This window comes from Sphingobacterium haloxyli, assembly GCF_002980525.1.
In the GTDB taxonomy this organism is placed as follows: domain Bacteria; phylum Bacteroidota; class Bacteroidia; order Sphingobacteriales; family Sphingobacteriaceae; genus Sphingobacterium; species Sphingobacterium haloxyli.
This window is the reverse complement of sequence record NZ_PVBQ01000004.1, coordinates 118,115-145,062: the sequence shown is the minus strand read 5'-3', so window position 1 is coordinate 145,062 and position 26,948 is coordinate 118,115. Positions and strand designations below refer to the sequence as shown.

The window sequence follows — 26,948 nt, the reverse complement described above, 5'->3', positions numbered from 1 at the left end:
AAGTAAAGGTCATCGGTTGATGACCTTTGTTGTTTGGAAAAAAATTATATTATCGTAAAATCTGAATTCACAGAATATTTAGCAGGTATCATCCCTGATATCCATCACATAACATAGGATTCCTGAAGGTTTTTTACTAGCTTTGTCATATACTTAAAAACGTACAAGGTAATGCCAGAAATATCAAAGAGAGGTCGGGATATGCCGGCTTCACCAATTAGAAAGCTTACACCTTCTGCAGAACAAGCAAAAAAAGAAGGAAAGAAAGTATACCATTTAAATATTGGGCAACCCGATATTGAGACGCCTGAAATCATGCTAAACGCTTTAAAAAACATCGATTTCACCATATGGGCTTATACCCCGTCGGAAGGCATTGCCTCCTATCGGGAGAAGTTGGCAGCATACTACAATAAATTGAATTATCATATCGCGCCGACGGACATTTTAATAACCAACGGTGGATCAGAGGCGCTTACTATCGCTATGCAGAGTTGTCTTAGCCCCGGTGATGAGATTATAATTCCTGAACCGTTTTATGCAAACTATAACGGATTTGCATGCGCCGCAGACGCCATAGTGAAGCCTATTCTGTCTTATATCGAAACTGGGTTTGCATTACCTCCGATAACAGAATTTGAAAAACTAATTACTGCCAAGACACGCGCAATAGTAATCTGTAACCCGAATAACCCCACTGGTTATCTCTATTCACGCGAAGAGTTAGAATCCTTAAAAGCATTGTGTCTAAAATACGACCTTTATCTATTTGCCGACGAAGCTTATCGCGAATTTTGTTATGATGGTAACACATTTGTTTCACCCATGCACCTAGATGGGCTTGAACAGCATGTGGTCATTATCGACACGGTATCCAAACGATATTCAGCTTGCGGCGCACGGATAGGTTGCCTAATTACCAAAAACAACGAATTATATCAGACCGCCTTAAAATTTGCCCAAACACGTCTGAGCCCTTCCCTTGAAGGCCAGATTGCAGCTGAAGCAGCGGTAGACACGCCAGATAGCTATTTTGACGCTGTATCCAAAGAATATACTGCCCGCCGGAATACACTTGTTGAAGGCTTAAATAAAATGGAGGGCGTCTCCTGTCCCGTTCCGGGCGGAGCGTTCTATGTGGTAGCAAAATTTCCTATTGATAACGCCGACAAGTTCTGCCAATGGATGTTGGAAGAATTTTCGTATAATAACGAAACAGTCATGATGGCTCCCGCTACTGGCTTTTACAGCACACCGAAAGTAGGAACCAACCAAATACGGTTGGCTTATGTTCTTAAAGAGGAAGATTTACGCGACGCTTTAGTTTGCCTAGAGAAGGGTCTGCACGCGTATCCAGGACGTATATCGATTTAAAAGGGATACCATCTTCTCCAGCTTCTGAGCTTTGGAGAAGATGGTATTATAAATTTCACAACGATTCGTGAAGATGTTGAGCACTCTCTTTATCAATGAATAAATGTGCGTTTTGATGCTTTCTCAATATGGTAGACGGATACCGAGCATCTATTCCTTCATAAAGCGTTTGGTAGACCGCTTTAGCTTTGTTCTTGCCAGGCACCATGCAATACAAAAATTCTCCCTGTAATAACGCCGGAACGGTCAATGTAATGGCGTGGGTGGGCACATCACTAAAGGATCCAAAACACCCGTCATTCACCTGCTGCTGACGACTTTCATCATCCAGGTCAACGATTTTTACCCAATAAGGATCATTAAAGTCCGCTACATGAGGGTCGTTGAAAGCGATGTGTGTGTTTTCCCCGATTCCCATACACACAATATCTACCGGATGTGTTCGCAGTAGCTGCTCGTAGCGCTCACATTCTTTTTCGATATTGCTTGAATCTCCTTGTATGTAATGCACGTGATGAATCGGTACTTTATCAAATAAGTTCTCCTTTAGGAAATATCCAAAACTTTGCGGATGGGCCAGATCTAAACCAATATATTCATCCATGTGAAATGCCACGACTTTCTCCCAGGCAATATTCGTATCTCTCGCCAAGGTTTCCAAAAATTCGTTCTGTGAAGGTGCAGAAGCGAATATGATATACACGTAATCCTTATTCTGTTGTAGTTCTTGAATTTTTTTGCTGACCATTTGCCCAGCATCTTGTCCGAGCTGCTCGCGGTTTTCATACGTTCTAATCTGCAGCTGCTCTATTTTGTTTTGTTCGATTTCCATTAACTTATATTTTCCTTATTTTAATTAAAAAATGCCTCTAATTACGATTGTGTAGGTACACGTTTTTTCTATATCAAAAAGGCATACTACGAAGCGTATACCTAGTTACGATAGAATCGTTGATTCTCTCGATGGATGATGTCAATAGGCATTAAATATTCTTTTTCTTGTTTTTCTTCAAACATTAAATATCGATATAACGCCTTTATTCCACGATAAGCCTGTTCTTGTGGTTTCTCACAGATTAAAAAATCAATGACACCTTTGTTAAGAAACTCAATATTTCGATCTAAAAAATCGTATCCAACGAGCAACGTATCTTCTATTCTCTTTTCCAAGAGGTATTTTGCTACCAATGAAACCCGCGAGTTCGTAACAAAGATTAACCGTATATCAGGATAATCCCGTAATACCTTTGCCACAGTCTTTTTTACCGATTGATAGTCCGTATTATCCAGATTTTGCTTTATTATTCTCTCGGGGTTATTTTCTGTGAAGTATTCCGTAAACCCCTCTTCTTTTTTAAGAATGTGATAATCCGAGTTAATATCTTTAGCAATATTCATTAATAGTATCTGATCTGATTTTTCTACCAAATAATTTACCAGATGCGCTGCAGTGTACCCACTATAAAAAAGATCCGGTCCAAAATAACTGAGGTTCTTACGATTTGGGATATTCGAGTTAATGAAAACAAAAGGAATTTTCCTCTTCTGACATACATCTGTGAATGCAATTGCTTCTTCAATAAAGGCTGGGGCCAAAAGAACACCATCCACAGATTCTGATTCAAGAATTACCCTCGTCTGCTTCATGAAAGATTCTTTGTCGTTCATGTCATAAAACAGCTTTTCGATTTTGACATTATAAAGCATAATTTCCTTTTCAGCCTGTATAATACCTTGCAATGGCACAGACCAGTAATCCGTCTCCTCCGATACTGCGGGTATTAACGTATAAAGATGCATGGTTTTAGATGAGGCTAGGCGCCTTGCCAAAATATTGGGTTTGTAATCCAATTCTTTGATGATGTCGTTAATCTTCTGTTTGGTCTTCTCCGAAACACCAGTCCGATTGTGCAAGACCCTGTCCACCGTCGCAATAGAGACATTCGCCCGACGTGCAATCTCTTTAACACCGACTAGTTCTTTTTCATTTTTCATCCGTATAATTATTCATTGGTATCTGTTTCCAATTGTATTCATGAATGCTTTGTTTTTTGCTTTCTACACAAAACATTACATCCCTTTACAGGATACAAAAATATAACTAAGATTTGTCTATTTTGATTACCCTCATAACCAAATACTAACCTCTCTACAATTATAATAATTGGAGCTGCAAACTGTGTACGTTACCGAATATAAGCCAAACTTTTTTTATTCCAAAATTTTTATAAAAAAACCTAAATTACCGACGAGGAATACGGCAAAAACGGTACCTTTAAGTAGCCGCTACCACATACTTACCGTGATAGGTCCACTTTGCACGCTTATCCTAAGCCACCAAAAAGCATTATGTTTCTTGCTAAAAAAGGTTTTACCATGGAAACATATTATCTTTCTCCAAAAAACTTTGCACAAAGTTATCGTCGTTTAATTCCGGGTAATCGTTGTAGACGCGGGAAATCTCATCGGCTTGGCCAGGTGATAATTTTTCCGCTGGGTTCAGACACCAAGTACCGTTCAAGAGCCCCTGGCGTCTTAGCACCTCGTGAATGCCAGGGATGCAACCGTGAAAATGGTGTGCGGGATCGAATAACGCTGCATTAACATCCGTTATTTTGGTGCCTTTGGTCAACAGTGCCTGTGCTTGATCTGCATTTGGGTTCTTTTTATATTCCTTTATTTCAGTCATTAATTCTACTGCCTTTTGCGTCCATACAGCCCAATGACCCAACAAACCTCCCCGGAAGTCTACCGATACATTTTCACCTTTCACATTAAACCGATAGGTTGTCAGGAGGTCAGTCACAATATTATCGTCATTTCCCGTATACATTGCAATCTCTGACCGGCGCGGAGAGTTCGCCACTGCCCGCATGACGTCCAATGTTTGATAGCGATTAAACGAAGCGCATTTAATGGCCTCGACGCCTTGTATATCGACAAACGATCGCCAAAAATCATAAGAAAATATGCGGCCTCCGACAGAAGGTTGCAAATAGAATCCAAAAATAGGAATAACAGCGGCCACTTTCCGAACTCGATCCAAGATATCCTCTTCCGACCAGCTTTGTAGTCCTCCCATGCTTAACAGGCCAATATCATATCCTAGCTCCACTGCAGTATTCGCCTCGGAAACCGCTTGCTCGGTGATTCCACATATTCCAGCTATTTTGATAAAAGGTCTATTCAGTGACAGGTTATCGATCTCTTCGATCGCCATAGCCAGTACTTTTTTAAATAGATTAATCTGCGGGTCACGGATCTCAAATTGTGTAGAATGTACAGCTACAGCCACTCCACCGGCGCCGGTCGCTATATAATAACGTGTTAAACGCCTTTGCCGGTCCTCGTCCAGTGTTCTATCGGCATTTAGTGCCAATGGATGAGCTGGAATGACCGTACCGACTAATAATAGCTCTTTTAATTCGCTCTTTAGCCTCTTCATTAGAACTGTCCTCCTCTTTCTTGAAAATGCGTAGGTTTGCCAAATTCATCTCCTCCATTTAATAGCCAATTTCCGGTGATATCGATAATCTCCCTGATGCTCACCTTAGGATAACCAAACAGTCGATGGCATTCAGACGCGTTGTTTAACAGTGCAGTTCCTTCTGCTTCAAATTGAAATAAAGGTTCCCGATTAAAGAGTTTTCCGAACTCCTTTGCTAGCCAACGGATAGACAGCGTTTCGGGCCCTGTGACATTCAATACCTTCGCTGGAGACGTGCAATGCAATAAAGACCTAATGGCAATTTCATTCGCATCACCTTGCCAGATGACATTCACATTTTCCGTACGCAAATCAATTGCTTGACCATGTAGTACGGCCTTCGCAATTTCCATAACCACACCGTATCTGAAATCGACCGCATAATTTAGCCTATAAATTAATATTGGTGTACCATTTTTCTTTGAAAAGTATTGAAATACGCGTTCTCTCCCCAAACAGGACTGCGCATATTCGCCAACAGGTTGCGGCAGTATGTTTTCGTCTGCTCCTCCCTCCTGCAGTTTCACAAATGGTAGGACGTTTCCAGATGAAAACGCAACGATATTCGATTTCCTAAATTTTTCGGCAACCCGTCCCGGTAGATAGGTGTTCATAGCCCAGGTAAAATCCTCATTACCCGTAGTACCAAACTTATGTCCTGCCAAATAGATAATATTAGGCACGTCCGGCAATGCTTGCAAATCCGCATTATGGAGCAGGTCACATGCGATTGTAGTTACTCCGCCTGCGTCCACTTGTTGCTTAACCATGTTATCTGAAAAGCGTGATACACCATACACCCGGTTATCCTTTCCAGCTTGACGCAACGCATCAACCAACAGACTTCCCATACTTACGCCCATCTTTCCTGCTATGCCCAACAACATGATATCACCTTCTAACTCATGCACATCCTTCACCAATTCATTGGAAGGACGTGTGTATTTTTCTTCTAGTTCTTTTAAATCCATATTTAAAACTTTATGATAAAAACAATGCTTTAAAATTTATGATTGCTAAAAAAATAACCAAGCCAATCCCCAACAGACCGGTTACACGTTGGAACCTGTTATTTCTGTACTCTCCCATAATCTTTTTACTGTTACCTATCCAATAGATTGCAATCCCGATAAACGGTACTAAGAAGACAGTCACACTTTGGGCTAAAACTATTAGCTCTAAAGGAAGCTTTCCAAAAATGACAGCAATCATCGCCCCGAAAATCATGACAACGGCTATCAACAATTTTACTTTATTGCTATTTAAGCCTTCCTTAAAACCTATAGCATCTCCCAACATAGCCCCTCCCAGTACGGCGTTGCCAATTAAGGAAGAGAATGATGAGCCAAATAACCCTATGAAAAACAGATAACTCGCAGACGAACCAAACAAGGGCTCTAAAGCCATCGCCATTTCTGATGCAGAATTCACTTTGACACCTTGTGGATATAGTACAGAAGCTGCACACATAAGTACAAATGCACTCATCAGACCTAAAATGACGATACCGACAATACTACTCATCTCTGCCGAGACAAACGCTCCGTTTGCATCGGAAATTTTTCGTCTCTCCTGTACTAAGTAAGATTGATAAAAAGCACCGACCAATGAAAAACAAGATGCAATAAATGCTACAATAAGCCCCGTTGAACCGCTCGGGATTACCGGAACAAACCCCGACATCACCGCCGAAAGGTCAGGCCTTACGACAATAACGGTAGACACGAAAGAGATAAGCATCAAGATGACAAAGCATAACATTACTTTTTCGAGCATTTTATAAAACGAACGAAAGAAAAGCAAAAGAATCCCTGCGAGGTTAAATACCACTATCCAAATTCTGGCATCTGTACCAGTGGCTTCTCCAATGGCGATACCGACTCCCGTCGAATTCCCCGCTTGAAACGAGGTCGCAACAAGGAAAATACCTAAGCCTATAAATATACTTGGACCTTTTCCTAACTTATTCCTTATCAATGTCAGCAATGACTGCTGATTGTGGAGGCCAATACGGGCACTCATATTCGTAAAAATCATCATAAAGAAGATAGCCAAGACAATCACCCACAGTAGATCCATGGAAAAATCTGCTCCCATTTTAGAGGTTATCGTCATTTTACTCGGTCCAAAAACCAAAGCAGCCGTAACGACCCCTGGGCCGATGACGGATATACCTTTTAACAACCATTTGTTACTCATCGGATTATCTTTTTTGCTTTATATCATTTTGATCAACTTGTTTTCCGTCGCTAAACTCCGTTTTCACATAGTTGATATATTCTGCGCCTTCCATCATTTCTCGGTAATAAGACGAGATTGAAAAAATTCCACCGGCTACAGCATAGAAATCTTGATCTAATTGAAATATACCATCCGTTACCTGTGTCCAATTGGCGTCCGCAAAAGGATGCCTCTCCTTCATATTTTCCCAGTTCGCATAATTCATATCACCATTGGTTTCCATTAACCCCATCCCGATTATCGGAAAGGGAGCCAATGTGGCGGCTAGGTTCTTATTCCAATCTACTAAAATCGGATTGACGGTCAAATCTGAGCACAAACAAGGAATACCATTTTCGTGCGCTACTGTGGCAATTTTAATCGTCTGGCTTAACGTCTTAGCGATACCTTTCAAGATAAATGCTTTATATCCCAGTGCCATCTTTCGACGGGCGTCATTTTCGTTGTGAATGCTTTCATCAGCTCCTACGATTAGTCCTAAGTCCGAAACGTCCTCGTCATTGCCCTCCATAAACGGTTCTTCGTACAACAGTATATGTTCAAACGCCCCAATTTTTTTTGCATAATCCAGATAAGCCCGTAACGTTTCTTTCTTTCCATACCGTCCGTTGGCATCCATGGTATAATATATTTTGCTTATTTCGTTATTTCTTTTCCTGTCAAGGATATCATGGATTTCTTTCAATCTAGCTTTGTCCTTCCGCAACATACTGTCTTGATCTCCAGGGCTTCCTGTTTTTATCTTAAACACGAAGTATCCTTGATCGGCGGCCTTCTGTACCTCCGATAACGCCATATCATACGAAACTTGAAACATTACGGCAATCCGATCATTCTTGTAGCTAAACGTCGGTCGATAAATGGAAGGTATAAGCTCCCTAAAAGTCGAAATGCCGTTCTCTTTTGCATACAACATCCACATCGCATTATCAATACTAACCAATGCATTGTATACAAAATTTATATTAAGATTATGATGTCCTGTTAACTTTCTTCCTTCTTCGAGCAACCAAAGCAGCATCTCGTCGAACAGCTCTATGGGAGTATGGAATGATTTTCCTTCTATCCATTTTAACGCCTTATTTGTTAACACAAACATGTACGCATTTCCGCTAGATTCAGAAGTAGCGGCAAATATCTCTGCATCGCCATATAGAACGCTCTGCGTAGCTAACCCCAATCCTTGCTCTCCCTTATCATCCTCCAGCAAAACGATTGTTTGCCATAATTCGCTGATGTATGCCCCTTTAAGTCCGAAAGGAAACCGGAGCTTCTCTCTTTCAAAATCTGATTCTGCTTTTATAATTATTGATTGGTTTACCATTTCTAATTTCTGATCATTTTACATTCCTGCAACCAATGCACTTGCAGGATCAACCATATTGGTAAGATATTTACATCTTACGAGATCCTAGTTCAATTGACTAGTTATAGACCCGTTCGAGTCTTGTAGACATCGTTTGATTTATACGTAAATCCGTATCGAATTGGGTGTAGTGATTGTACGTTCCTGTCATCCATAACACAATCGGGTCCCCCGTAAAACTAAAAACAGCATACGGCCGTATGTTATCGATTCCAGACCCTGAAGTTATTTTCGTATGAATCCATCGTTTTCCTTTTCTTTTCCAGTGCTCAACTTCAAAGAAACGATCGACCTTGCGAGACAAATAAACATTGGACGGATCATGATGGTCCAATGCAATCCCGCCTGAATAATGAGGCTCTCGCACCTTTTCTCCCGGCTTTACAACCGGCATCGACCCGCCTCCTTTACAGATTTCCTCATCAAGCCATCTTTTCCCATTCCACTGGGCGTAATGGTAACGATGGTCGGTATCTTGCGGAAAGCGGGTATAAACAACAACAGGCGTTCCATTTTTGTCCAGAGCCACATCCGATATCCAAGCCCTTATACTACTCTTTTCTCCATCATATACCTTATGAACACGTTCATGCTGAATGGCAGATCCGTTCAAGGCACTAAGCTGTTCCCCACTAGTTTGATGGAATATTCCTTCCTTATAATAAAAATGATAAACAGAATTCGTGGGCTCTACAGCAGGATGTCCATCCGTAAATATAAAGTCTATCCTATCCTTACCATTCGAATGAACCTTCAGATAAGGCCGGTTCTTTACGCCCTTACTTTCTATTAACGCTTCGGCCGGGCTCCAACTATCTCCTAAATCGTCGCTGAATGAAAAGGACGGCCGCCAATCACTACCGCGCCAAAACATATAAATACGGTTCCCTTCCTCTTTCAACATAACGGGATGGGAATACGTAATGCGTTTTCCACCAAAAGGAATAACCCTTTCTTCTTCCCATTCCGTAATATTCTCCGCTTTCTTACTTGTCCTCATAAAGAAACGACCATTATGTTCTGTATAGAAAGTTATGAGACGACCGTCTGGTAAAAACAATATGGAAGGAACATTATGATCATCCACCTGCAATTCCTTATGCAAAACAAATGTCTCCACCTCTTTTGACTCCAAATACCTCGCACTGATGACGACGTCTCCTTTGCTATTGATATACGCATAATATATTCGTTCATTTAATCCTTTATGGTACACTGCCCTTGGATCAGAGAACCAACACCAAGCGGCATCTTCTGCCACAACTTCGTAATCATCTGCCTGAAATTGTGCTTTGGCAAAAAGATTTAAAAACACGAGTACTAAAACCGTAGGTACGAAAACTGCTCTGTTCATGCTGTGATTTGTTTAGTCTTAACCATTATACTAGACGTCATGAAGCAAGGTCGTCTCCCGAAACCAATTCCCAACGCTTTCCTCCATCGTGTGACATCAATAAGGTACGTTCCGAATACTTTCTATCATTTCTGTAGAACCAGAAGGTAGACCAGTAATCATACGAGATAAACAGTCGCCCTTTTCGGTCGATAGTTAGACGATGGCGAAAATTGCTATAATGGGATAATGGCGCTTGCACCAATATTTTAGGTTCAGACCATTGCTCACCTTGCTTTTTAAACATGTATGCCAATGTTGCATAATGAGTCTCAGCAAAGGGCTCCGCATTATGCTGCCAATACCTGAAGATAGTATGCAATGTATTCTCTTGATCTATGACTAAACCCAAATATGTTTGGGTCGAGTGAATTGTATTCCGATCTAAAAGGGATTCGGCCTCTGTCCAGCCATCAAGAACGCTTAGAGGTTGTAAAGATTTTGCATACTGAAAAGGTCTGCCGTGAGTACCTGTCAAGACATGTAAATAGCCTTCTCCATCGATAGTTATGCCGGGGATGTTATGTGTATCATTTGGTGGAGGCCCGAATCCAACCAAAACTGGAGCTGTTAATTTTTTTGTTCTCTTATCATACATAGAAACAAAAACAGGCACTCCCGGCACTTCTTCTCTTCTTATGTTTACATCGGTAACCTCCCCCCATACAATAAAAATTTTATCTCTAGAAGATACGACCGATGACGGAAGTCCGGAATGCGATGAAACTCCAAGGCATTTGTCAGAAATCAAAATAGACTGTTCCCATTCAATCCCTTTTCTCGTTTTCTTCGGCACCAACAGTTCCAAATTGCCATACCGTCTCCAAAAATGTTGTTTATCTGCTCCAACACGGGTATATTTTATAACGGGCGGTGGGCCCTCCAACATATTGTGCCCCGTAAATTGCTCTATATCGAAACTTGTTCCAAGTACACTCGGAAGGCAATACTTCTTAAACGTGAGCCCTTTATCTTTCGAGTGTAATAAAGCCACTTTATTATTATCACGACCTAAAACATACATATCACCTTCCGAATCGAAAGCAGCAATTGAACTTTGAAGAGGACCCGTGAACGTTTCTTTCCACGTACTATTTTGGCAGGATAAAACACTGTTCTCAGAAAGTATATATGGCATGTTGTCCACGTTGAAATAGGGCTGATTGTTTGTAGGATAATCCGGTGTATAACCAAACTGCTCTTGCTCATGACGATAGGGTTCAAGTTGGATTGGCATTTGTAAGAAAGGATCTGTGTCTGGCTTTTGTGCTTTACTATATAACGTAGCATAAGTTGAAAAATCCTCGCATATCGTGCGTAAATGTACCGATCTATCTACGTCATTGCCTATCCAATTTAATACTACCTCTCTTTCCTGATTGGGATCAAGGAGAATCTCCCTATGTGATAATTGGATATTCCATTTTTCATCTGGGAACTCTAATTCTAATTTAACCTTCTTAGGAGTAGTTCCATTATTATGAACTTTAAATATTGCAGATTGCTGCTTGCCTGACTGGTCGTACGACGTGTAGCTGTAAGGTGTTATTAACCAACGGTTATCGTGTAAGCTGAACCATTTCTCCGTATCAGGTGTCCAAAGCGCCCCGCCAGGATATTCATTGAAAAAATCAGATTTATCACCTATGTCCCAATTCGTCACTCCCTCTATCTCCACCTTCGCTAAGGCTTTTGGAAAATGTAATTTCCAAGGAACCCTAAGCCGTCTTCCCTCTTCCACATGGTGGAAAGCAGTATCGTTATGTACTTCAAGAAAAGTGATATGCAGGTCACTCGCATCTCTCAATTCGACTTTTTTAACCTCGTCCGATAAACCTGTTATCAGGATATTAAATCCATTCCGTTGGGGCATGAAACAGAGATCTGTTTCTTTTTCAGGGTCGACCAAGACGATCGGTTCTTCGTGGCGCTGGTCCTTGTGCCCTCTTGAAGTTTCTATTATATACTTATCACAGTTTGTCCTAAACCTCCAGCTTGTATTTTCGCCGTACCGATCATTTGATATAGTGACCATAACAGCATATATACCTGGTCTATTAACATATCCTTCTAATCGTAAAGATTTGCCACCGGATTCTTCAGAAGTATGTATGTCTCTCAGAACCTTTCTGTCAGGTCCGATAAAGGTTGCTCGCAATGATCTTGTTCGTGAACCTGCTTTCAGATCCGTTTTCTCTATCTCAACAATTAGTGGTCCTTCTTTAGCATGAAAGAAAATTCCTCCACAGCCACCGAATTTAGGCGTCCATTCATTTTGTCGCATGTCGCTTTCATTTACTTCCGGTGACATATAGGAAGTCGTTATCCCCAAAATCACAAATATGAAAGCACTATAGGTAAAAAATCGTTTACATTTCATATCTTTTAATGCTTATCGTCATTGTTTCGTCTCCGTTGTTGACAGCATTGACATAGACATAAGCCCGATATTTGTTATCAACGGTTTGGATCCAGGCGCCATATTCAGCCCTTAGGTCTATCGCATAATTGGACGCGTCGGAAATATTTAAAGTTTGAAAATCTAGGTCATCAACATATATCCCGAACTGCAATCTGGCTAAATGCTGATCCTGTAAACCAAACGCCCTCTGTATCAATGTGGCATTATCTATACTCGAAGGCACAGTTTTCCCCTGTAGAAACGTGGCATCTACATCCGGTGAAACTAACGCATGATCGAATGCTATACCGGGAATAGCTCTATAGAGATAAACCAAATCTATCTTATCGGTCCTTTGCAATGCCTCAGCTTCATCATATACTTTCATATCAGCAATCGAAAAAAAACACTTATCATCATTAGAAAGTACGATATCCTTTTCTATATTCATTTTTGCGATTTGGTAAGGTCCCATCTGATACGATACACGCTCCCCCGTACTTGCTGTTGAAGAAAACGTGAAGGTTACCGATTTTCCTCTTGCTTCTTCAGGGATCGTGTAATAATATCTTAGGGTTGCTGCGCAAGTATCGACACTGAATATTACTTTTGTAGTGTTTTCTGCGGTAATGGATGGTTCCCCTACAACGACTCCCACATCATTGCCTCCATTATCCGTATGAAAAGAACGGTGTTCCAAAAAGGTTCCGGTCGCTCCGGATATAGAGGCTTCCACCTCGGCACTAACGATATGGCCGCGCTCACATCCTAGTGCCATTGCGTAAGCAAACTCTATATCAAGTCCAACCACATTTGGCCCTAATGTTCGCTTTATGACATCATTGTGAAGTTGGGTATTCGCTTTTGGCACACTGTACTCATCACTTTCACAGGAGATAAATAATAAGCCAAACGAAAAGGTCAACAGGAATATCTTATAATACTTTGTACACATAATAATTAAGGGTTTAGTTGCTGAATTGTTATATTCACGGAATACGTTTTCTTCACCTTACGGTTACCCGAGATCACCGTCCATTCTCTCGGTGAACTTATATCAGTAAAATCAGTCCAATCGGTTATTTTGGGATCTAATTTAGCATCCGTTACCAGCGTAAATTGAGGCCACAGCCTTTTTAAATTAGTTCCCCACCGGACTTCAACATCTATTGTTTGTGCTACAGTGTCTATAACGGCGTTCTTCGTTCTGACAGTCTGATAGTCTGTATCCAGAAGCTCAAAATTGCTCACAAAACACTCGGCTCGATCGGTTATTAATAATCCGTCTTCGTCCACGGGATAATAATCATCTCCGCAACCGAATAAGCCAACCAATATTACTAACACTATACTATATTTTTTCATACGGTTATTTGTTTTTAATGAATCTTCTAAGTTTTACATCCAAGGTGTGTTTTGCGTTAGATTTGGATTTCTATCTCGTTCAGCGGGCGGGATTCTAAATATGTAACATTGCTCGTAGGCTCTTTCAGACGCATTGTTAAAGTACCTAGTGACATTTGCTCCGTGACTGTCAATACACCATACGCCGGGTGAAAATGGCGGCACCCACACCCTTTCAATAGCCCGCCAACGTCGCAGATCAAATGATCTGTGCCCCTCCCCCAATAGCTCTATAATTCTCTCTTGCTCAATTGCGTCAAAAAAGTCTTCCTTGCTGGCATACTTCTCTGCTTTTAAAGGTGGAAGGTTTCCCCTGTGTCTTATCCGGTTTACCAGGTCAACAGCAACCTGCTGGGGGCCATAAGCTTCATTAGTAGCCTCTGCATACATCAGATATACATCTGCCAATCGCATAACTGGCCAGGCATAATCACCGGACGCACGATCCGCCCCGGGGTAGTTTCTTAGAAATTTTCTGTACACGTAGCCGGATAGTGCAGTTCCGTGTCCTGTGTATGTAATATAGTTTACGCCATCTATCGTCACAGGGGATGTCCAAGTTTTATATATAAACGGCGTCCATCCGTCGTACTGAAAATTCACAATGCCCATAATCATCTCATAATCCCACAAGATAGAAGCCTTCATTCGGTAATCTCGGTCAGCATAACTTTGTGGATTAATTGCAGAGTTTTCGGTGGTTCTTGCTTCTGGATTAGATGGATTCATTGGAATTAGCGGCTTCACAAAATCACCCGTGATGGTGGATTGATACCTGTCTGCTATTTCAAAACGGGGGAATACCTGAAGTTGACCACTCATAAGTTGCCGTCCTCCTAATGCCCTCATTAGCGATTCTCCTTGGCCCGAGCCTTGTCCGCCATGTGTAAAGCTCATAATTATTTCTGAGTCCCCATTTGCTGTAGGCAGAAACAGGTCAAAATAATTGGGTAGAATCTCTGCTTTTCCTAATTCGTCAATTTCTCCCGGCTCTCCGTTCCTGAACAATGCCAACCCGAAGTCCTGAATAACGCTTCTGAAATCATCTGCCGCCCCGACATAAGCGGTTCTGGCCTCCTCTGGATCAGGCACAAATCCATCCAATTCCGGCCACCCAAAGTTATTCCAAGACGCCCAATAAAGCTGTAGCTTTCCCCTGAAAGCCAGCGCCGCAGGTTTGGCAGCACGCCCCAAGGCGGGAATGCGGTCTGGAAGCTTTTCAGATGCATAAGTAAAGTCGGCATAAATCGAATCCTTGACCTGCTTTATTGGCATCCGAGTAATATCCTCCACTTCAGAATTATCATAGATGATTTTTCCTATATAGGGCACATCTCCCCAAAGCGAAATCAATCTGAAATAGACCATTCCTCTTAGCAAACGAGCTTCGCCTATTATTGCTTCGAGTTCACCAGTGACGTCTGGAGACGTGTTTTCAAGCAACATTCTCTCTACGTTTTCAATAACGTAATTTGTTCGGTGCACACCACCGTAAAGATCCCTGTACAGAGCGTTAAAGGCCCCACCATAACCACTGGGGTTAAAACTACCGTCTGTCATTCCGGGAGATCTAGCAATAGCGGTGGTATTTAGAACGCGTTGGTATTCTCCCTGTCCATCCCACCACAAATCCCATTCAAAGAGTGAACGGACATCCGAGTAAGCCCCCATCAAAGCTGTAGTTGCGTCTTGCGTGGTCTGCCAGAACGCAGCAGCGCCTAATTCAGTCCTAGGCTGTCGATCTAGAAAGTCATCATTACATGAAAAGCACGACAAGGTGATGATCATGGGTATTATTCTATAAAGTTTATTTATATTTTCCATTGTTATTTAGTTTAAATTCCAATCTTCAGCCCCATTGAATACGATTTAACCAAAGGATATGCTTCGTTTATATCCTTGCCTTGTATTTCCGGGTCAAGTCCCCTGTACTTGGTAACTGTGAATAAATTTTCACCTGAGATGAAGAATCGTATATCATTTAGCCCCAGTAAAGAAAGGGCCCTTTTGCCTCTTAACGTATATCCAATCTGTATATTCTTCATTCGTAAATAATTCAGGTTGTCTAGCCACAAGGTTGTTTCCTGTCTGTTTAAACCCCCACCACCTAATCTAGGCCATTCGCCACCCCTATTCGCGTGACTCCACGGGTAATCCAAATGCAATTGGCTAAAGGCGTAACTTGTCACGTTCGGATTAACATCATTATAACGGGTAATCCAATAATCCTTACGCCCCGTTTCCGCTGTTAGGAAAGTCGAGAAATCAAACCCTTTCCAGCTCATATTGATAGCGAATCCGAGATTCGTGCGAGGCCTGTTTTGGTCTATATTTGGATAAGCTTTTTTATCATTAGCGTCTATTCGACCGTCTCCGTTCAAATCAAGTCTCAATACATCGCCCGGTGCAGCGCCCTGTGGCGTACTGTTATATATATCGTCCCAAGTCTGCGCTATCCCCTTATCTTCGTATGTATACAAGAAACCATACGGCATATCGATAAAAGTCGAACCTCTTCCTAAATATTCGTTCCAGCTTTCCAAACGATTTCTGTTATGGGCGATATTAAAACGCAGACTATAATTAAAATCACCGATATTATCTCGCCAAGTGAAATTACCCTCGACACCTTGATTCCTTAAATTACCAATATTCCTTCTAGGTGCCGTGTATGCACCGGTTAAATGCGTAGACATTTCAGAAGGACGGTTCATGCCCTTAGTCAACCTATTATAATAATCAATTTCAGCTGTCAGTCTATTTCGAAGAAAACCAAGATCTAAACCTATATTTGTCACGTAGGTTCCTTCCCATGATAAATCTCTATTGATCATCTTGGAATTTACAAATCCACGCACTATTTGGCCATCGATTATATAATTCATTGTAGTCAAAGTTTCTTGCTGTTCATACCGACCTACACCGCTATTATTTCCTAGACCTCCGTATGAAACCCGTAATTTACCTTCGTTCAAGAAGCTTTGCGCAAAATTTTGCACGAAACCTTCTTCCGAAAATCTCCATCCAAAAGAACCCGATGGAAAGAAACCATACTGTTGGTCACCAATAAATCTGGAAGACCCATCGAATCGAGCACTGAACTCCAACAGATATTTACCATACGCATTGTAATTGAAGCGACCGACAAACGAACGCATAGCTTCTTCGTTGGAATTTCCCCCATTGGACTGTATCTCATTCAGTGCGGCGTCAATTTCAGTAAGTGAGGGATGTAGACGATCATTCCTTGATGCGTTTTGGGCTCTATTGTACCAATACTCCTGGCTAAACACAAAAAGTCCTGTTATCTGATGATTGGCATTTATTTGCTTGTCATAATTGAGCAAAGCATTTAACTGCGTCTTATACCCTGTATTTGTAAAATTTTGTATTGGAGCATTTGGTGTGATAAACCATCGGTCTGTCAGCATTTCACGCTGAAAATTATACGCCTGAGTGGGTATATTTGCCCCTCGTCTAAATTGGTTGTAATAATCAATGGTATAATCAGCACGGGCTCTTAATCCCTCGATTGGGAACCACTCTAGGTACATCGAAGGATTGATTTCCTGCCGGTTTTGGTGGTTTCTCACATTCGTATAAGCTTGTAGCGGATTGAACACGAGTGTATTTTCATTATATGCCATCTCTCCTCCGTAGTATCCCGTAACAGGATCGTAAGGGGTTATTCCGGCAACCGAAGCTCTGAGATCAGCTCCCACCCCACTCCCCTGAGTAAAACCTTCGGAACCGGCGTACTCCCAAACAGACCAGTTTCCCCCGAAGCGTGTCCCGATAACCAAATTATCCCTTAAAGAATGTTCGTAGTTAAATCTAGCGTTGTATCGTTTAAAATTGTTGTTTATTTGCAATCCCTTTTCGTCCATAATCCCGACAGAACCAAAAAAGCTAGATTTGTCATTTCCTCCCTGCACCGAAAGGTTGTGGTTCTGCAACACGCCATTTCGGACAATTATATCCCACCAATCTGTATTCGGATACCGGATAGGATCGATCATTCCCAAAGCCATCCATTGGTCTATCGTGCCATCTTTGTAGTTCAAGTTTGCGCGTTCAGTAGACGTGAGTTGAGCTATTTGATGGAGAGTTAAAGCTCTTGGATAGTCAGGTAAAAATGAATACGCATCAGTAGGGTTTGACATCGCTACATTAGACGAAAGTTCAAGTCTGGGCTTTTCTAAATTCTTTCCCGATTTCGTAGTGATCAGAATTACACCGTTGGCTGCTCTAGAACCGTAAATAGCAGCGGAGCTTGCATCCTTCAGGACAGTCACACTCTCTATATCGTTAATATTCAACCTGTTCATATCAACATCAGGCATACCGTCCACTACTATTAGTGGGCTTGCGTCGTTGACTGTTCCCATTCCTCTGATGAGTATCGACATATCGTTACTTCCCGCCATGCCGCTATTTTGACTAATAGCCAGACCGGGCAACTGTCCGCTTAAAGCTGAAGATAAGTTTGTCAAGGCTCTGCTCGTAATCCTTTCATCTATTTGAAGGGAAGAAACAGCGCCTGTCAAATTCGACTTTTTCTGAGTTCCATATCCCACGACAACCACTTCATCCAAATCGGATAGCCGATTTTCCAACATAACTTCCATTGTACCTGCAGTAGAAGCTAATTCCAAGAAGTCATACCCTAAAAGCGAAAAGCTGATTTTCTCTCCGACATTGCCTTTAAGTTCAAAACGCCCTTGGCGGTCGGTCTGGGTGGTTACACCACGAATCTGAACCGTTACGCTAGAAAGCAGCTCCCGCGTTTCGGCATCTTTAACGATGCCAACGATCTGCGTTTGGCTATAGCCATCTACTGCCAATAATGACATAATAAATAGCAGGGAAAACTTGTGTAAACTACGCATCATAACATTTTCTATTGGTTATTATTTGTAAACTTATCAATGACTTATATGTGCAAAATTCGGTTACGTAACCGCACTATATCAACAGAATTCACCGGATAGGTCGGTTACGTACACGTTATTTCATAAAATTTTATTTTCGTTAGACTTATAATTTGTTACTAATATAGTAACTTTTCAATGCTTTCCAAACATAATCTGGATAGATTTTGCAAAAAGCATCTGTACCATCACTGTTCTTTGATCCATTCCTTTTCTCTTTCCGCTGTTCTGCTGCTTAGCGATATGCTTCCAGATCCTAGGACAACATGTCATACTCCGGTTTCCAATATTGCGTTTTTTCCGTCTCAATGGCGTCTAAACCCATACAAATAGCGATTGCGGAGTCTCGTCCTGTTTCTACATTGGATACAGGCTTATTACCGTTAACTATACAATCTGCAAAATCATTGAGCGCATTTATAGTCGGCTCGACCATTTTCTCACCTGGACCCAGGTATTCAATTTCTGTTCTTTCACCTTGCGTCGCGTTTAAAATAGTCGCCCCGGTCACACCGTCGACGGTACCAAGTGTACGCTTTGTCGCTTCCGGGTATAGGTAAGCTTTGTTACGTTCAATTTCAATCGTTGCTTTGTTACCTAAGATTCTAATCTGATATCCATTGAACGCGTTGGACAAAACCGATGTATATGTTGCTTTTATGCCATGCTCATATTCATACACCGTCCTGACATTATCATGGGTCTCTCTTCCATCTTTCCAGTAGTCTATTCCTCCTAAGCCCATTACCTTAATAGGATGACTATTGGTAATATAGTTTACCGCATCGATCTGGTGAGCACATAATTCGGATAAAGGTCCGCCACAAAGGTCTTTATACATCCTCCAGTTGATAACTTTCTCTAATTTTGGGTCATTGACAGGATATCTCCAATCCGAGTTTCGATTATACTGGCATTCAAAGCTATAGGTATCCCCTATCCAGCCCTGATTGACAACGTCCTTAATTTTGTGATAGAGTTCAAAATTCCTGTACTGAAAACCTACTTGGAAAACAAACCTCGAATTTCTCACCCTTTTAACTAGATCCAACGACTGTTCTATCGTAAAGGCCATCGATTTCTCGACATATACATGTTTATCCGCCGAAAGTGCTGCTACCGCCATCGGATAATGCAGGTACAAGGGTGTCGCAATGATCACGGCATCTATATTTTTATCTGCTAACAGCTGTTCGTAGTCTGTATATGCTTTAGCCTTTGGATCGGCCTTTGCCATCGCCGCGTGCAGATTTTCAGGAATGATATCACAGCAAGCGGCGACTTTCAAACCAGAAACTTTTTCTATTGTATTTATTAATCCTAGACCTCTTTTTCCTGTACCTATTACGCCCACTTGTACAGTGTTCTCTGATGAAGTGGCTTTCCCAAACAATGCCATATCCGCGACAAATAGCCCCCCCAGCGTTAAAGCACTATTAGCAATAAATTTCCTTCTATTTATAAAATTATCTGACATCATTATTATATTGTTTTTTCGTTCTACTCTATTATTCTCAAAATACCCAGCCCCCTCAGCGTATCTTGCCCAATCTATTATATAGCGCTTGGACCTTCACGAGCCGTAAATCATTATCAATACTCAGTTCCGATATGTAAAAGGCTTTTTTATTTAATTTTAAGTAATCATTATTTAATTTTTTAATCTTCGAAATGATAACTTTTAACTCGCTTAATAATTCGGGAACTTGCGACATTACAAAATCTTCCCTGTTTACTTGATGCTCTATATATTGATACGAAACATAAAGCGCCCTTGTTTTGGCCATAAGGCGATAATGTTCAAATTCATCCTTGTTTTTCAGCGGTCGTAACTCGTCGAATACTTTTTCCACATACGTAACACTATCAAGCAATTGTTTGATTGACATATCTTCCGTCCCAAGAACGCGACCTTGTCCAATCTGATAAGGAGCAGCAAACAATGCCTTAAAGAATCGATTAGATTGTTGCTGATTAAATCCATACACCCTATTTGTATAATCTTGCACAAAAGCTTGTATATCGAGCGTCTGCGTTTCGTTCATCGCTTTCAGGTATGCTTCCAATAAGAGGTTAAAACCGGACAGTGGATAAACTCGTCGCACGGCATGTAGATCAATTATATCTGCGCCGCTTTCTTTTAGATAAGAATACACACCTGATGTTGACCAGGAAGTCATAATCATTCCTGTATAGCCGAGCGCTCTTGCCTGAGGAATAAAGTCCCGAATATTATTAAAATGCTTCTCCCATGAAGTCAAGTTGTAATTATCGGGGTTGGACCTTAGAGAGGGAGCACCCCAAATCTCAAAATCACTTTTCGTAAGTTTTTGGTGATCGCCAAACCTATTGAGATCCCAGCCATAATTCCAATCCACAAAAACAACTCCCCGAGGTAAAGACTTTAATGCTTCAGGATATTTTAACGCTATATCAGCCCACAACACAGGTATTTTTCCCATGTCCATTACAAGGTCGCACATCAATTTGACATAATCGCCATACAACCTTCCAGTACCATATTTCTCAACTTTGGCTTTGCTACTGGGACTGTGTCCCAACAGTCTTGTTTCGTCACAACCTATATGAAAATATTTAGAAGGGTGTAGTTCGGCCATTTCCGTAAACAATTCCTTAAACAATTTAATAGCCAGCTCCTCTTGCATTGGGTTAACTTGAGAATAGTCGGCATTAGATTCCCTAAGTTTAGCATAAGTAGGAAAACGTAAGATATATTCAACGTGTCCAAAGCTTTGTTGCAAGGGAATCACATCTATCCCCAAATCCGCGCAATACTTTACAAAATCTGCTATTTCTGCTTTCGTATAAGCATACCGGTTAGGAATAAGCGGATGCTTTTCGAAAGGAAAGGTCGCTTCATATTCCATAATCAATGTATTGATTCCCGACCTGCTTAGTTTCAATGCAAATGACTTTAAAGCCTCCGGCTTCATCACCTGTATCCTTAGATCCAAGTGAAATCCCCTAACTTCAAAGCCTTTTGAATCAGAGATCTTTTCGCTCTGCGCCTCCACTATATCTGTAAAAGTCAATAAGAAAACTACAAATAAGGAACAGAACATCTTGAATCTAGTCCTTGCTTTTTTTTCCATAATTCGTTTATTTAAAATAATCAATTCAAATCCATGATTTCTGCTCTCAATGAATCTCCTTTGGGGCTATTTGTCAATCTTCTGATTTTGATACGCCTGAAATAAGCTTTGTCGTGATGATCTTGTAACAGAATGTAACCGGCCGAAGCCTCACCGTAGTTTTCATATTCTTTAAACTTTGTTTGATCCACCAGTCTCCGGAATTCTTCGGATCCGCGTTCATAAACTAGTACCTTTTTTCCGTTAATCCAATGTTCGACATTTTTGCCATTTGCTATTATTCTTGCCTCGTTCCATTCTCCGGGTTCATTCAGTGTCTTATTATTTGGAGCATACAATAAATACAAAGAACCCGTGCTGGTTTCCGGACTTTTGCCATCCTTTACCGTTTCATGCTTAAAGTCATCTATTAATTGGAATTCAGGGCCATTCAATGCGGTTTTTCCTTTTACATTTTTCAATTCTGAAACAAAGTATTTTATTCCCGTATTCGCAGAATCTGCCAATTTATAATCAAGCACCAGTTCGAAATTGGCAAACTGTTCACGGGTGATAATGTCCCCTCCTTTCCTCCCTGGCAAAAGAACAAGCGTATTATTTTTAACAGCCCATCCTTCTTTTGGGAATTTATCATCCCTGATACTCCTCCATCGAATGTTCGGGTCCTTGCCGTCAAACAGCAGCTCCCAACCTTCCACTTTTTCCTTTTCAGTCAAATAATTATGTTGTAGATGCAACATACCCTGAGCAAAACGCCGCCCCAGTTCAGATGCCGACGGACTATCAAAATGTGTCCCGTCGCCTTTATGCCAAAGCCCCTCAGAAGAAACAATCGCTGTGTTGGACACCGTACCCTCAAGCTTCCCTAACTCGCTATTGACCAGCTGATAGTTATCCCGGTACCTAGCTAGCTGTCCTGCTACGAAGGGTAATTCCGGATCACCGACCAGCTTGCGTACCCTATAAATAAGTTTTTGAAGGTTGCTCAAATATACCTTTGCCGATTCTTCGTTACTATCTCCTTCTCCTTGATGCCAGAGGATTCCCTTTACAGTTCCCGTTTCCATAGCTTTTCTTATTCTCTGCTCCGCATCATCGTATGGATGCGTCTCCGTTGCGCTATCATAAGCCCCTGGCTCCCATTTTGCGATCGGTGTTCCTCCCACAGCACATGGTACTAGTCCGATGGTAGCATGAGGATTAGCTTTGGCCATAGCTATACCGAAAGCCAGCCCCGGACCGACGCCCGCGACCTTAGGTTTGTCGAAATGCACGGGGTGTCTGGCGACGATCCACTTGCCGGACTGGTCAAGCATCTTCACTCGGGAATGCTGTTGCTTTGCGTATTGCCCGGTCACTTTTCCCCTCCCGGCCATGTTAGATTGGCCCATGAGAATATAAATATGTTTTTCCTTATCCTGTTGTGCGAATGCTTGAAAAAGTAGGCAGCCGAAGAACAACTGGAAGTAAAATATAGTTACTTTTTTTTTCATCTATATAATTAGTTTTCAAATCATGTTCAGATTTTTTCTGCTTTCAGGTAATATATTCATCAACTATGTTTTACACCCGCTAATGCCCCTTTTGAAGTATCTTTCCAGCTAACAAACGTTTATACCGTATTAAAGCCTCCACATAATAATAATCCGCATAGGTCAATGGAACGTCAACTTCCGAATTCCCAGGGAAACTCCCCACGGAGTGTTGTAAAATAAATCCGCCTTTATCGCCCTTTTCCACTTTATAGGGCGATGCCGATAAACTCCTAATCATCGTTTCAGCGGCCTGTAAATACCGTTTGGATTTTTCATCATTTCCGAATGTGCTTAACTCCAGTAAAGCGGAAGCCGTAATCGCACCAGCCGAAGCGTCCCTAAATGTATTGGGAATACCGTCTGCATTAAAGTCCCAGTATGGAATCATATCCTCCGGTAAGTTCGGATGGTTCAATATGAAATCGGCAATATGCCTTGCTTGTTCGAGGTATTCCTTTTTCTCCGTATCACGGTACATCATGGTATAGCCATACAAACCCCACGCTTGTCCCCTCGCCCAGGCCGACTCATTAGCGAACCCTTGGTGGGTATGCTTATGCAAAACCTCTCCTGTTTCAGGATGATAATCGATTACATGGTACGAGCTATGATCTTCTCTAAAGTGATTTTTGAGTGTTGTATTGGCGTGCGTAATAGCGATCTCACCATACGTTGGATTTCCACTTTCCCGGCTAGCCCAGTTCAGATATTCCAGGTTCATCATATTGTCCACAATGACCGGAAACCTCCATTTACCGTGCGTTTGATCCCATGAACGAATACTTTTTACCGCCGGGTTGTATCGTTTGATCAATGATTCAGCTCCCGTAAGTAAAACAGCGTAATATTCATTGTTTCCCGTCAATCGCCATGCGTTTCCATAGCTACAATACAGTATGAAGCCCAAATCGTGCGTACGAGTACTAAATTTCTGTTCCTCTAGGATTGGCAACCGCCGCTCAGCTTCCTTCCGCAGCGCTTGATCGCCGGAAAATTCGTACAAGTACCAGAGCGTGCCGATGTAAAACCCAGCTGTCCATAATCGGTTATGTCCGTTGATCACTTTCTTAGTTTCTGGAGAAAAAGTTCTCGGCAACACTCCTTCGTCAATATTCGACTGTAAAATCTTATATTGGTCGATGGCATCTAACAGTTGCCGGTCAACAAAAGTTGGAGCTAATTTCAATGCGTTCTTGTTGACGCCACACCCGGCCAACAGGACGAAACCGGCCAACAAAAGACCGTAATATTTGAATACTGTGATTTTTATATTCATTTCATCTGTATATTTTAATTTCAAACCATCTTCACATTTTCTGCTTCTAATTCATGATGGCATTTCAGCATGTCAATAAATGCCGCGGCGATAACAATTCCTTCGTTTTTACAAAATTTTAGGATATCGTTGCCGAGCCGCGTGTTCAGGTGATTATACTTCACCGTCTTGTTGAGTTGTACGATATCAATGAGATGGAGAAGATCTGGACGGCTCTGTCCGTTGATATCCGGAGCAAGCAGCAGACAATTCGTGAATGTTGTCCCAAGGACCGAGGCCACCGAGAATGGCTTATTTGCTATAGAAGAAACAGGTTTAATTTTGCAATTACTAAAACCGATACTCCCCTGTAATAGCTTTGTATCAGATGCACGCACCTCACTTACGGTGCAATCTTCAAATAAAATGCTTGCTATATTTCCTCCAAAATCGCCCCTAAAGTACCTGCAATTTTTGAAAACGATATGCGGGAGCAACGTATGTGTACCGACCTTTCCTGTAGGCGACTCAAATATAAAATGCATATCTTGCTTGTTGCCGGAGGAGTTTATCACCTCAAGTTGTATATTTTCAAAAGTTAAATGGGCATTTGAAATCAATTCGGTGGAATCATAAACTCCTTCATTTTTTAATTTAAATCCGTTTGCATTTGGGATGGCCATCAACCGAACTCCACTCCCTCCACCCTCCACGGTGATATTTTTAAATTCGGCGAGTGCAGGAAAAAACAAACCTTCACCATGACGTAAAGAAGAATGAGCAGCCGTTCGCATAACCCAACAGGAAACTTCCTTCACAGGCATAGCTGTATAATCCACGACAAAGTCCTCAATCTTGATCATATGTGCATAGCCGATAGGATAACGATAATCAAAGTTTGCAGACATAAATGACAATATGCTCAGATCCGTCGATTGATCGGGTGCAAGCCTACAATTGCTAATATAGATACTGCCATCCCATTTCGCTCCGTAGTCATAACGAAAATTAATGAACCTGCGATCTCGGCAAACCGTATTAGTAACGATTAGCTCACCACCCCCAGTTATGGAAATTCCTTTGAATCCAATTTCAGAATCGCTAATCTGCAAATTCCAACAATGGAAATGTACGTCTACTCGATTCAATTTACACCGTTCGATCCTGAAATTCTTATTCATATTCGTACCGAACACTCCCCAATGAACCATACTACCTTCGGCTGTTACATTGCGAAAAACCACATTAAACATCCGATTACCCCCTAATCCATACGTACCTTGAGACACACTAGTTTCTTTGCTTCCACGATCTTTCTCCCAGGGGATTAACCGTACATTTTCTAACAAACAGTCGTAGACATTTGTGAAAGAATAAAACCCATTTCTCGGCATCATAGAAACATCGCGTTTTCCCGTATCTAATCCTACCCATTGATTGCGAATAATAGTTCGGCTCCGACTGATGCGAAAGCCATTCATTACATACCGCATTTTCTTAGCACCCGAATCATCGCCCGACACATAAAACGTACCCCCTTCCACAGACAAATAGCTTTCATCCGCTGGATAGGCAATAAATGTCGTGTAATTGCTAAATGCCCATGCAATATCGCCAATGATCCGCCCGTATTCCTCTACATAAAACAACTCCTCACGCATCCGGGATACCTTGCCACCATACGCTTTGCCAGCTCGATATCCAATACGATCTTTATTATCCGATACAACTACTAAACAGTTTTTATATGCCGCCATTACAGGAATCACACCCACACCCGGTTTGAATTTTTCTAAAAACTCCTGTTTTTCTCCTTCCGTTAATTCAATAGAAATCGGAGTGTGCTTACTAGTGATGTGGAAGCGCGGTGCGCTAGTATTATGTCGCTCGTTAATATGGAACTTGGTTTTCCCCCATGCCACATCCGTCTGTATGATTATACCGTCGGTTTTTTCGATCCAGAAGTCCCCCTGAAGGTTTATTACCGGTATATCCATCTTGTTGGCATACATATGAGCAGCTTTGATCTGTTCGCCATCGTCATTGACTCCATCGCCTTTTGCGCCAAACATCCTATAATTTATTGCTCCCACGTTTACTAAAACAGCCACCAGGCCGTTGTCTAACGAAATGAATTCCGGACCAATGCGTTCTACTGTGCTTTGGGCCAAGATCAAATACTCTGCCGCACCTCCATCTCCTATAGTATAATACCCTGCGGTACGCACAATACAACCACTCGTTAAAGCCCCGTCTTTTTTCATTGCCTCTATATTGGCACAAAGTTTTACAGTTTTCTGACCACTCCTCTGCGCTTCTTGTTTTTCTCTTGCCATTAGCGGAGATATCACAGCTAAACTTGCTAAACTAAACGCTGTGAGCACCTTCCTTCTACTTAATAGTTCGTCCTTGGCCATCTGTTCTTTGTTGTTTTTCTTTAACTATTCG

Annotated in this window: 18 protein-coding genes; 1 reads left to right on the top strand and 17 read right to left on the bottom strand. The window is 41.6% G+C overall.

Annotated elements, in window-relative coordinates; translation table 11 throughout:
* Nucleotides 1-171: 171 nt before the first annotated feature.
* Entirely contained in the window at nt 172-1,374 is a 1,203-nt protein-coding gene (locus tag C5745_RS06335; RefSeq protein ID WP_105716152.1) for a pyridoxal phosphate-dependent aminotransferase, read from the top strand.
* A gap of 55 nt (nt 1,375-1,429) precedes the next feature.
* Here C5745_RS06335 and C5745_RS06330 read toward each other — a convergent pair whose 3' ends face one another.
* The 17 genes from C5745_RS06330 to C5745_RS06250 form a co-directional block, all read right to left on the bottom strand.
* Nucleotides 1,430-2,206, bottom strand: coding sequence for a glucosamine-6-phosphate deaminase (locus C5745_RS06330; RefSeq protein WP_105716151.1), 777 nt, complete (start codon nt 2,204-2,206; stop codon nt 1,430-1,432).
* Nucleotides 2,207-2,307: 101 nt separating this feature from the next.
* Nucleotides 2,308-3,369, bottom strand: coding sequence for a LacI family DNA-binding transcriptional regulator (locus tag C5745_RS06325; protein WP_105716150.1), 1,062 nt, complete (start codon nt 3,367-3,369; stop codon nt 2,308-2,310).
* Between the two features lie 376 nt (nt 3,370-3,745).
* Nucleotides 3,746-4,819, bottom strand: coding sequence for a dihydrodipicolinate synthase family protein (locus tag C5745_RS06320; protein WP_105716149.1), 1,074 nt, complete (start codon nt 4,817-4,819; stop codon nt 3,746-3,748).
* Nucleotides 4,819-5,832 (bottom strand): NAD-dependent epimerase/dehydratase family protein, encoded by a 1,014-nt coding sequence (locus C5745_RS06315; RefSeq protein WP_105716148.1) that lies wholly within the window; start codon nt 5,830-5,832, stop codon nt 4,819-4,821. The genes C5745_RS06320 and C5745_RS06315 overlap by 1 nt, the downstream gene beginning before the upstream one ends.
* 10 nt (nt 5,833-5,842) lie before the next feature.
* The gene (locus C5745_RS06310; protein WP_105716147.1) at nt 5,843-7,060 is read right to left on the bottom strand and encodes an Nramp family divalent metal transporter; all 1,218 of its coding nucleotides are present in this window, start codon (nt 7,058-7,060) and stop codon (nt 5,843-5,845) included.
* Nucleotides 7,061-7,064: 4 nt separating this feature from the next.
* Nucleotides 7,065-8,426 carry an enolase C-terminal domain-like protein gene (locus C5745_RS06305; protein WP_105716146.1) on the bottom strand — a complete coding sequence of 454 codons (1,362 nt, stop codon included), beginning with the start codon at nt 8,424-8,426 and terminating at the stop codon, nt 7,065-7,067.
* 100 nt (nt 8,427-8,526) lie between these two features.
* A complete protein-coding gene (locus C5745_RS06300) occupies nt 8,527-9,822 on the bottom strand; it encodes a BNR-4 repeat-containing protein (RefSeq protein WP_105716145.1) in 1,296 nt (431 codons plus the stop codon).
* A 37-nt stretch (nt 9,823-9,859) separates the two neighbouring features.
* Nucleotides 9,860-12,241: a BNR-4 repeat-containing protein gene (locus C5745_RS06295; RefSeq protein WP_105716144.1), complete on the bottom strand. Its 2,382-nt coding sequence runs from the start codon at nt 12,239-12,241 to the stop codon at nt 9,860-9,862.
* Complete coding sequence (locus C5745_RS06290) at nt 12,231-13,217, bottom strand: DUF4466 family protein (protein ID WP_105716143.1); 987 nt, start codon at nt 13,215-13,217, stop codon at nt 12,231-12,233. Before C5745_RS06290 ends, C5745_RS06295 begins: the two co-directional genes overlap by 11 nt.
* Before the next feature lie 5 nt (nt 13,218-13,222).
* Entirely contained in the window at nt 13,223-13,627 is a 405-nt protein-coding gene (locus C5745_RS06285; protein ID WP_105716142.1) for a hypothetical protein, read from the bottom strand.
* A gap of 33 nt (nt 13,628-13,660) precedes the next feature.
* On the bottom strand, nt 13,661-15,490 hold the full coding sequence (locus C5745_RS06280) for a RagB/SusD family nutrient uptake outer membrane protein (protein WP_105716141.1): 1,830 nt from the start codon (nt 15,488-15,490) through the stop codon (nt 13,661-13,663).
* An 11-nt stretch (nt 15,491-15,501) separates the two neighbouring features.
* Nucleotides 15,502-18,558, bottom strand: a complete 3,057-nt coding sequence (locus C5745_RS06275) for a SusC/RagA family TonB-linked outer membrane protein (protein ID WP_105716140.1) — start codon at nt 18,556-18,558, stop codon at nt 15,502-15,504.
* Nucleotides 18,559-18,853: 295 nt separating this feature from the next.
* Nucleotides 18,854-20,077 carry a Gfo/Idh/MocA family protein gene (locus C5745_RS06270; protein WP_243403267.1) on the bottom strand — a complete coding sequence of 408 codons (1,224 nt, stop codon included), beginning with the start codon at nt 20,075-20,077 and terminating at the stop codon, nt 18,854-18,856.
* Nucleotides 20,078-20,129: 52 nt separating this feature from the next.
* Nucleotides 20,130-21,710: a family 20 glycosylhydrolase gene (locus C5745_RS06265; RefSeq protein WP_243403266.1), complete on the bottom strand. Its 1,581-nt coding sequence runs from the start codon at nt 21,708-21,710 to the stop codon at nt 20,130-20,132.
* A gap of 20 nt (nt 21,711-21,730) precedes the next feature.
* Complete coding sequence (locus tag C5745_RS06260; RefSeq protein ID WP_105716139.1) at nt 21,731-23,203, bottom strand: sialate O-acetylesterase; 1,473 nt, start codon at nt 23,201-23,203, stop codon at nt 21,731-21,733.
* Between the two features lie 79 nt (nt 23,204-23,282).
* Nucleotides 23,283-24,521 carry a glycoside hydrolase family 88 protein gene (locus tag C5745_RS06255; protein WP_105716138.1) on the bottom strand — a complete coding sequence of 413 codons (1,239 nt, stop codon included), beginning with the start codon at nt 24,519-24,521 and terminating at the stop codon, nt 23,283-23,285.
* 20 nt (nt 24,522-24,541) lie between these two features.
* A complete protein-coding gene (locus C5745_RS06250) occupies nt 24,542-26,917 on the bottom strand; it encodes a hypothetical protein (protein WP_133166303.1) in 2,376 nt (791 codons plus the stop codon).
* Nucleotides 26,918-26,948 lie beyond the last annotated feature (31 nt).

What these genes read in the sequence shown, in the direction of transcription:
- C5745_RS06255 (WP_105716138.1), bottom strand. Translation starts at nt 24,521, where the DNA reads ATGAATATAAAAATCACAGTATTCAAATATTACGGTCTTTTGTTGGCC.
- C5745_RS06280 (WP_105716141.1), bottom strand. Translation starts at nt 15,490, where the DNA reads ATGGAAAATATAAATAAACTTTATAGAATAATACCCATGATCATCACC.
- C5745_RS06315 (WP_105716148.1), bottom strand. Translation starts at nt 5,832, where the DNA reads ATGGATTTAAAAGAACTAGAAGAAAAATACACACGTCCTTCCAATGAA.
- C5745_RS06260 (WP_105716139.1), bottom strand. Translation starts at nt 23,203, where the DNA reads ATGAAAAAAAAAGTAACTATATTTTACTTCCAGTTGTTCTTCGGCTGC.
- C5745_RS06295 (WP_105716144.1), bottom strand. Translation starts at nt 12,241, where the DNA reads ATGAAATGTAAACGATTTTTTACCTATAGTGCTTTCATATTTGTGATT.
- C5745_RS06270 (WP_243403267.1), bottom strand. Translation starts at nt 20,077, where the DNA reads ATGATGTCAGATAATTTTATAAATAGAAGGAAATTTATTGCTAATAGT.
- C5745_RS06325 (WP_105716150.1), bottom strand. Translation starts at nt 3,369, where the DNA reads ATGAAAAATGAAAAAGAACTAGTCGGTGTTAAAGAGATTGCACGTCGG.
- C5745_RS06275 (WP_105716140.1), bottom strand. Translation starts at nt 18,558, where the DNA reads ATGATGCGTAGTTTACACAAGTTTTCCCTGCTATTTATTATGTCATTA.
- C5745_RS06265 (WP_243403266.1), bottom strand. Translation starts at nt 21,710, where the DNA reads ATGGAAAAAAAAGCAAGGACTAGATTCAAGATGTTCTGTTCCTTATTT.
- C5745_RS06300 (WP_105716145.1), bottom strand. Translation starts at nt 9,822, where the DNA reads ATGAACAGAGCAGTTTTCGTACCTACGGTTTTAGTACTCGTGTTTTTA.
- C5745_RS06320 (WP_105716149.1), bottom strand. Translation starts at nt 4,819, where the DNA reads ATGAAGAGGCTAAAGAGCGAATTAAAAGAGCTATTATTAGTCGGTACG.
- C5745_RS06310 (WP_105716147.1), bottom strand. Translation starts at nt 7,060, where the DNA reads ATGAGTAACAAATGGTTGTTAAAAGGTATATCCGTCATCGGCCCAGGG.
- C5745_RS06250 (WP_133166303.1), bottom strand. Translation starts at nt 26,917, where the DNA reads ATGGCCAAGGACGAACTATTAAGTAGAAGGAAGGTGCTCACAGCGTTT.
- C5745_RS06335 (WP_105716152.1), top strand. Translation starts at nt 172, where the DNA reads ATGCCAGAAATATCAAAGAGAGGTCGGGATATGCCGGCTTCACCAATT.
- C5745_RS06305 (WP_105716146.1), bottom strand. Translation starts at nt 8,426, where the DNA reads ATGGTAAACCAATCAATAATTATAAAAGCAGAATCAGATTTTGAAAGA.
- C5745_RS06290 (WP_105716143.1), bottom strand. Translation starts at nt 13,217, where the DNA reads ATGTGTACAAAGTATTATAAGATATTCCTGTTGACCTTTTCGTTTGGC.
- C5745_RS06330 (WP_105716151.1), bottom strand. Translation starts at nt 2,206, where the DNA reads ATGGAAATCGAACAAAACAAAATAGAGCAGCTGCAGATTAGAACGTAT.
- C5745_RS06285 (WP_105716142.1), bottom strand. Translation starts at nt 13,627, where the DNA reads ATGAAAAAATATAGTATAGTGTTAGTAATATTGGTTGGCTTATTCGGT.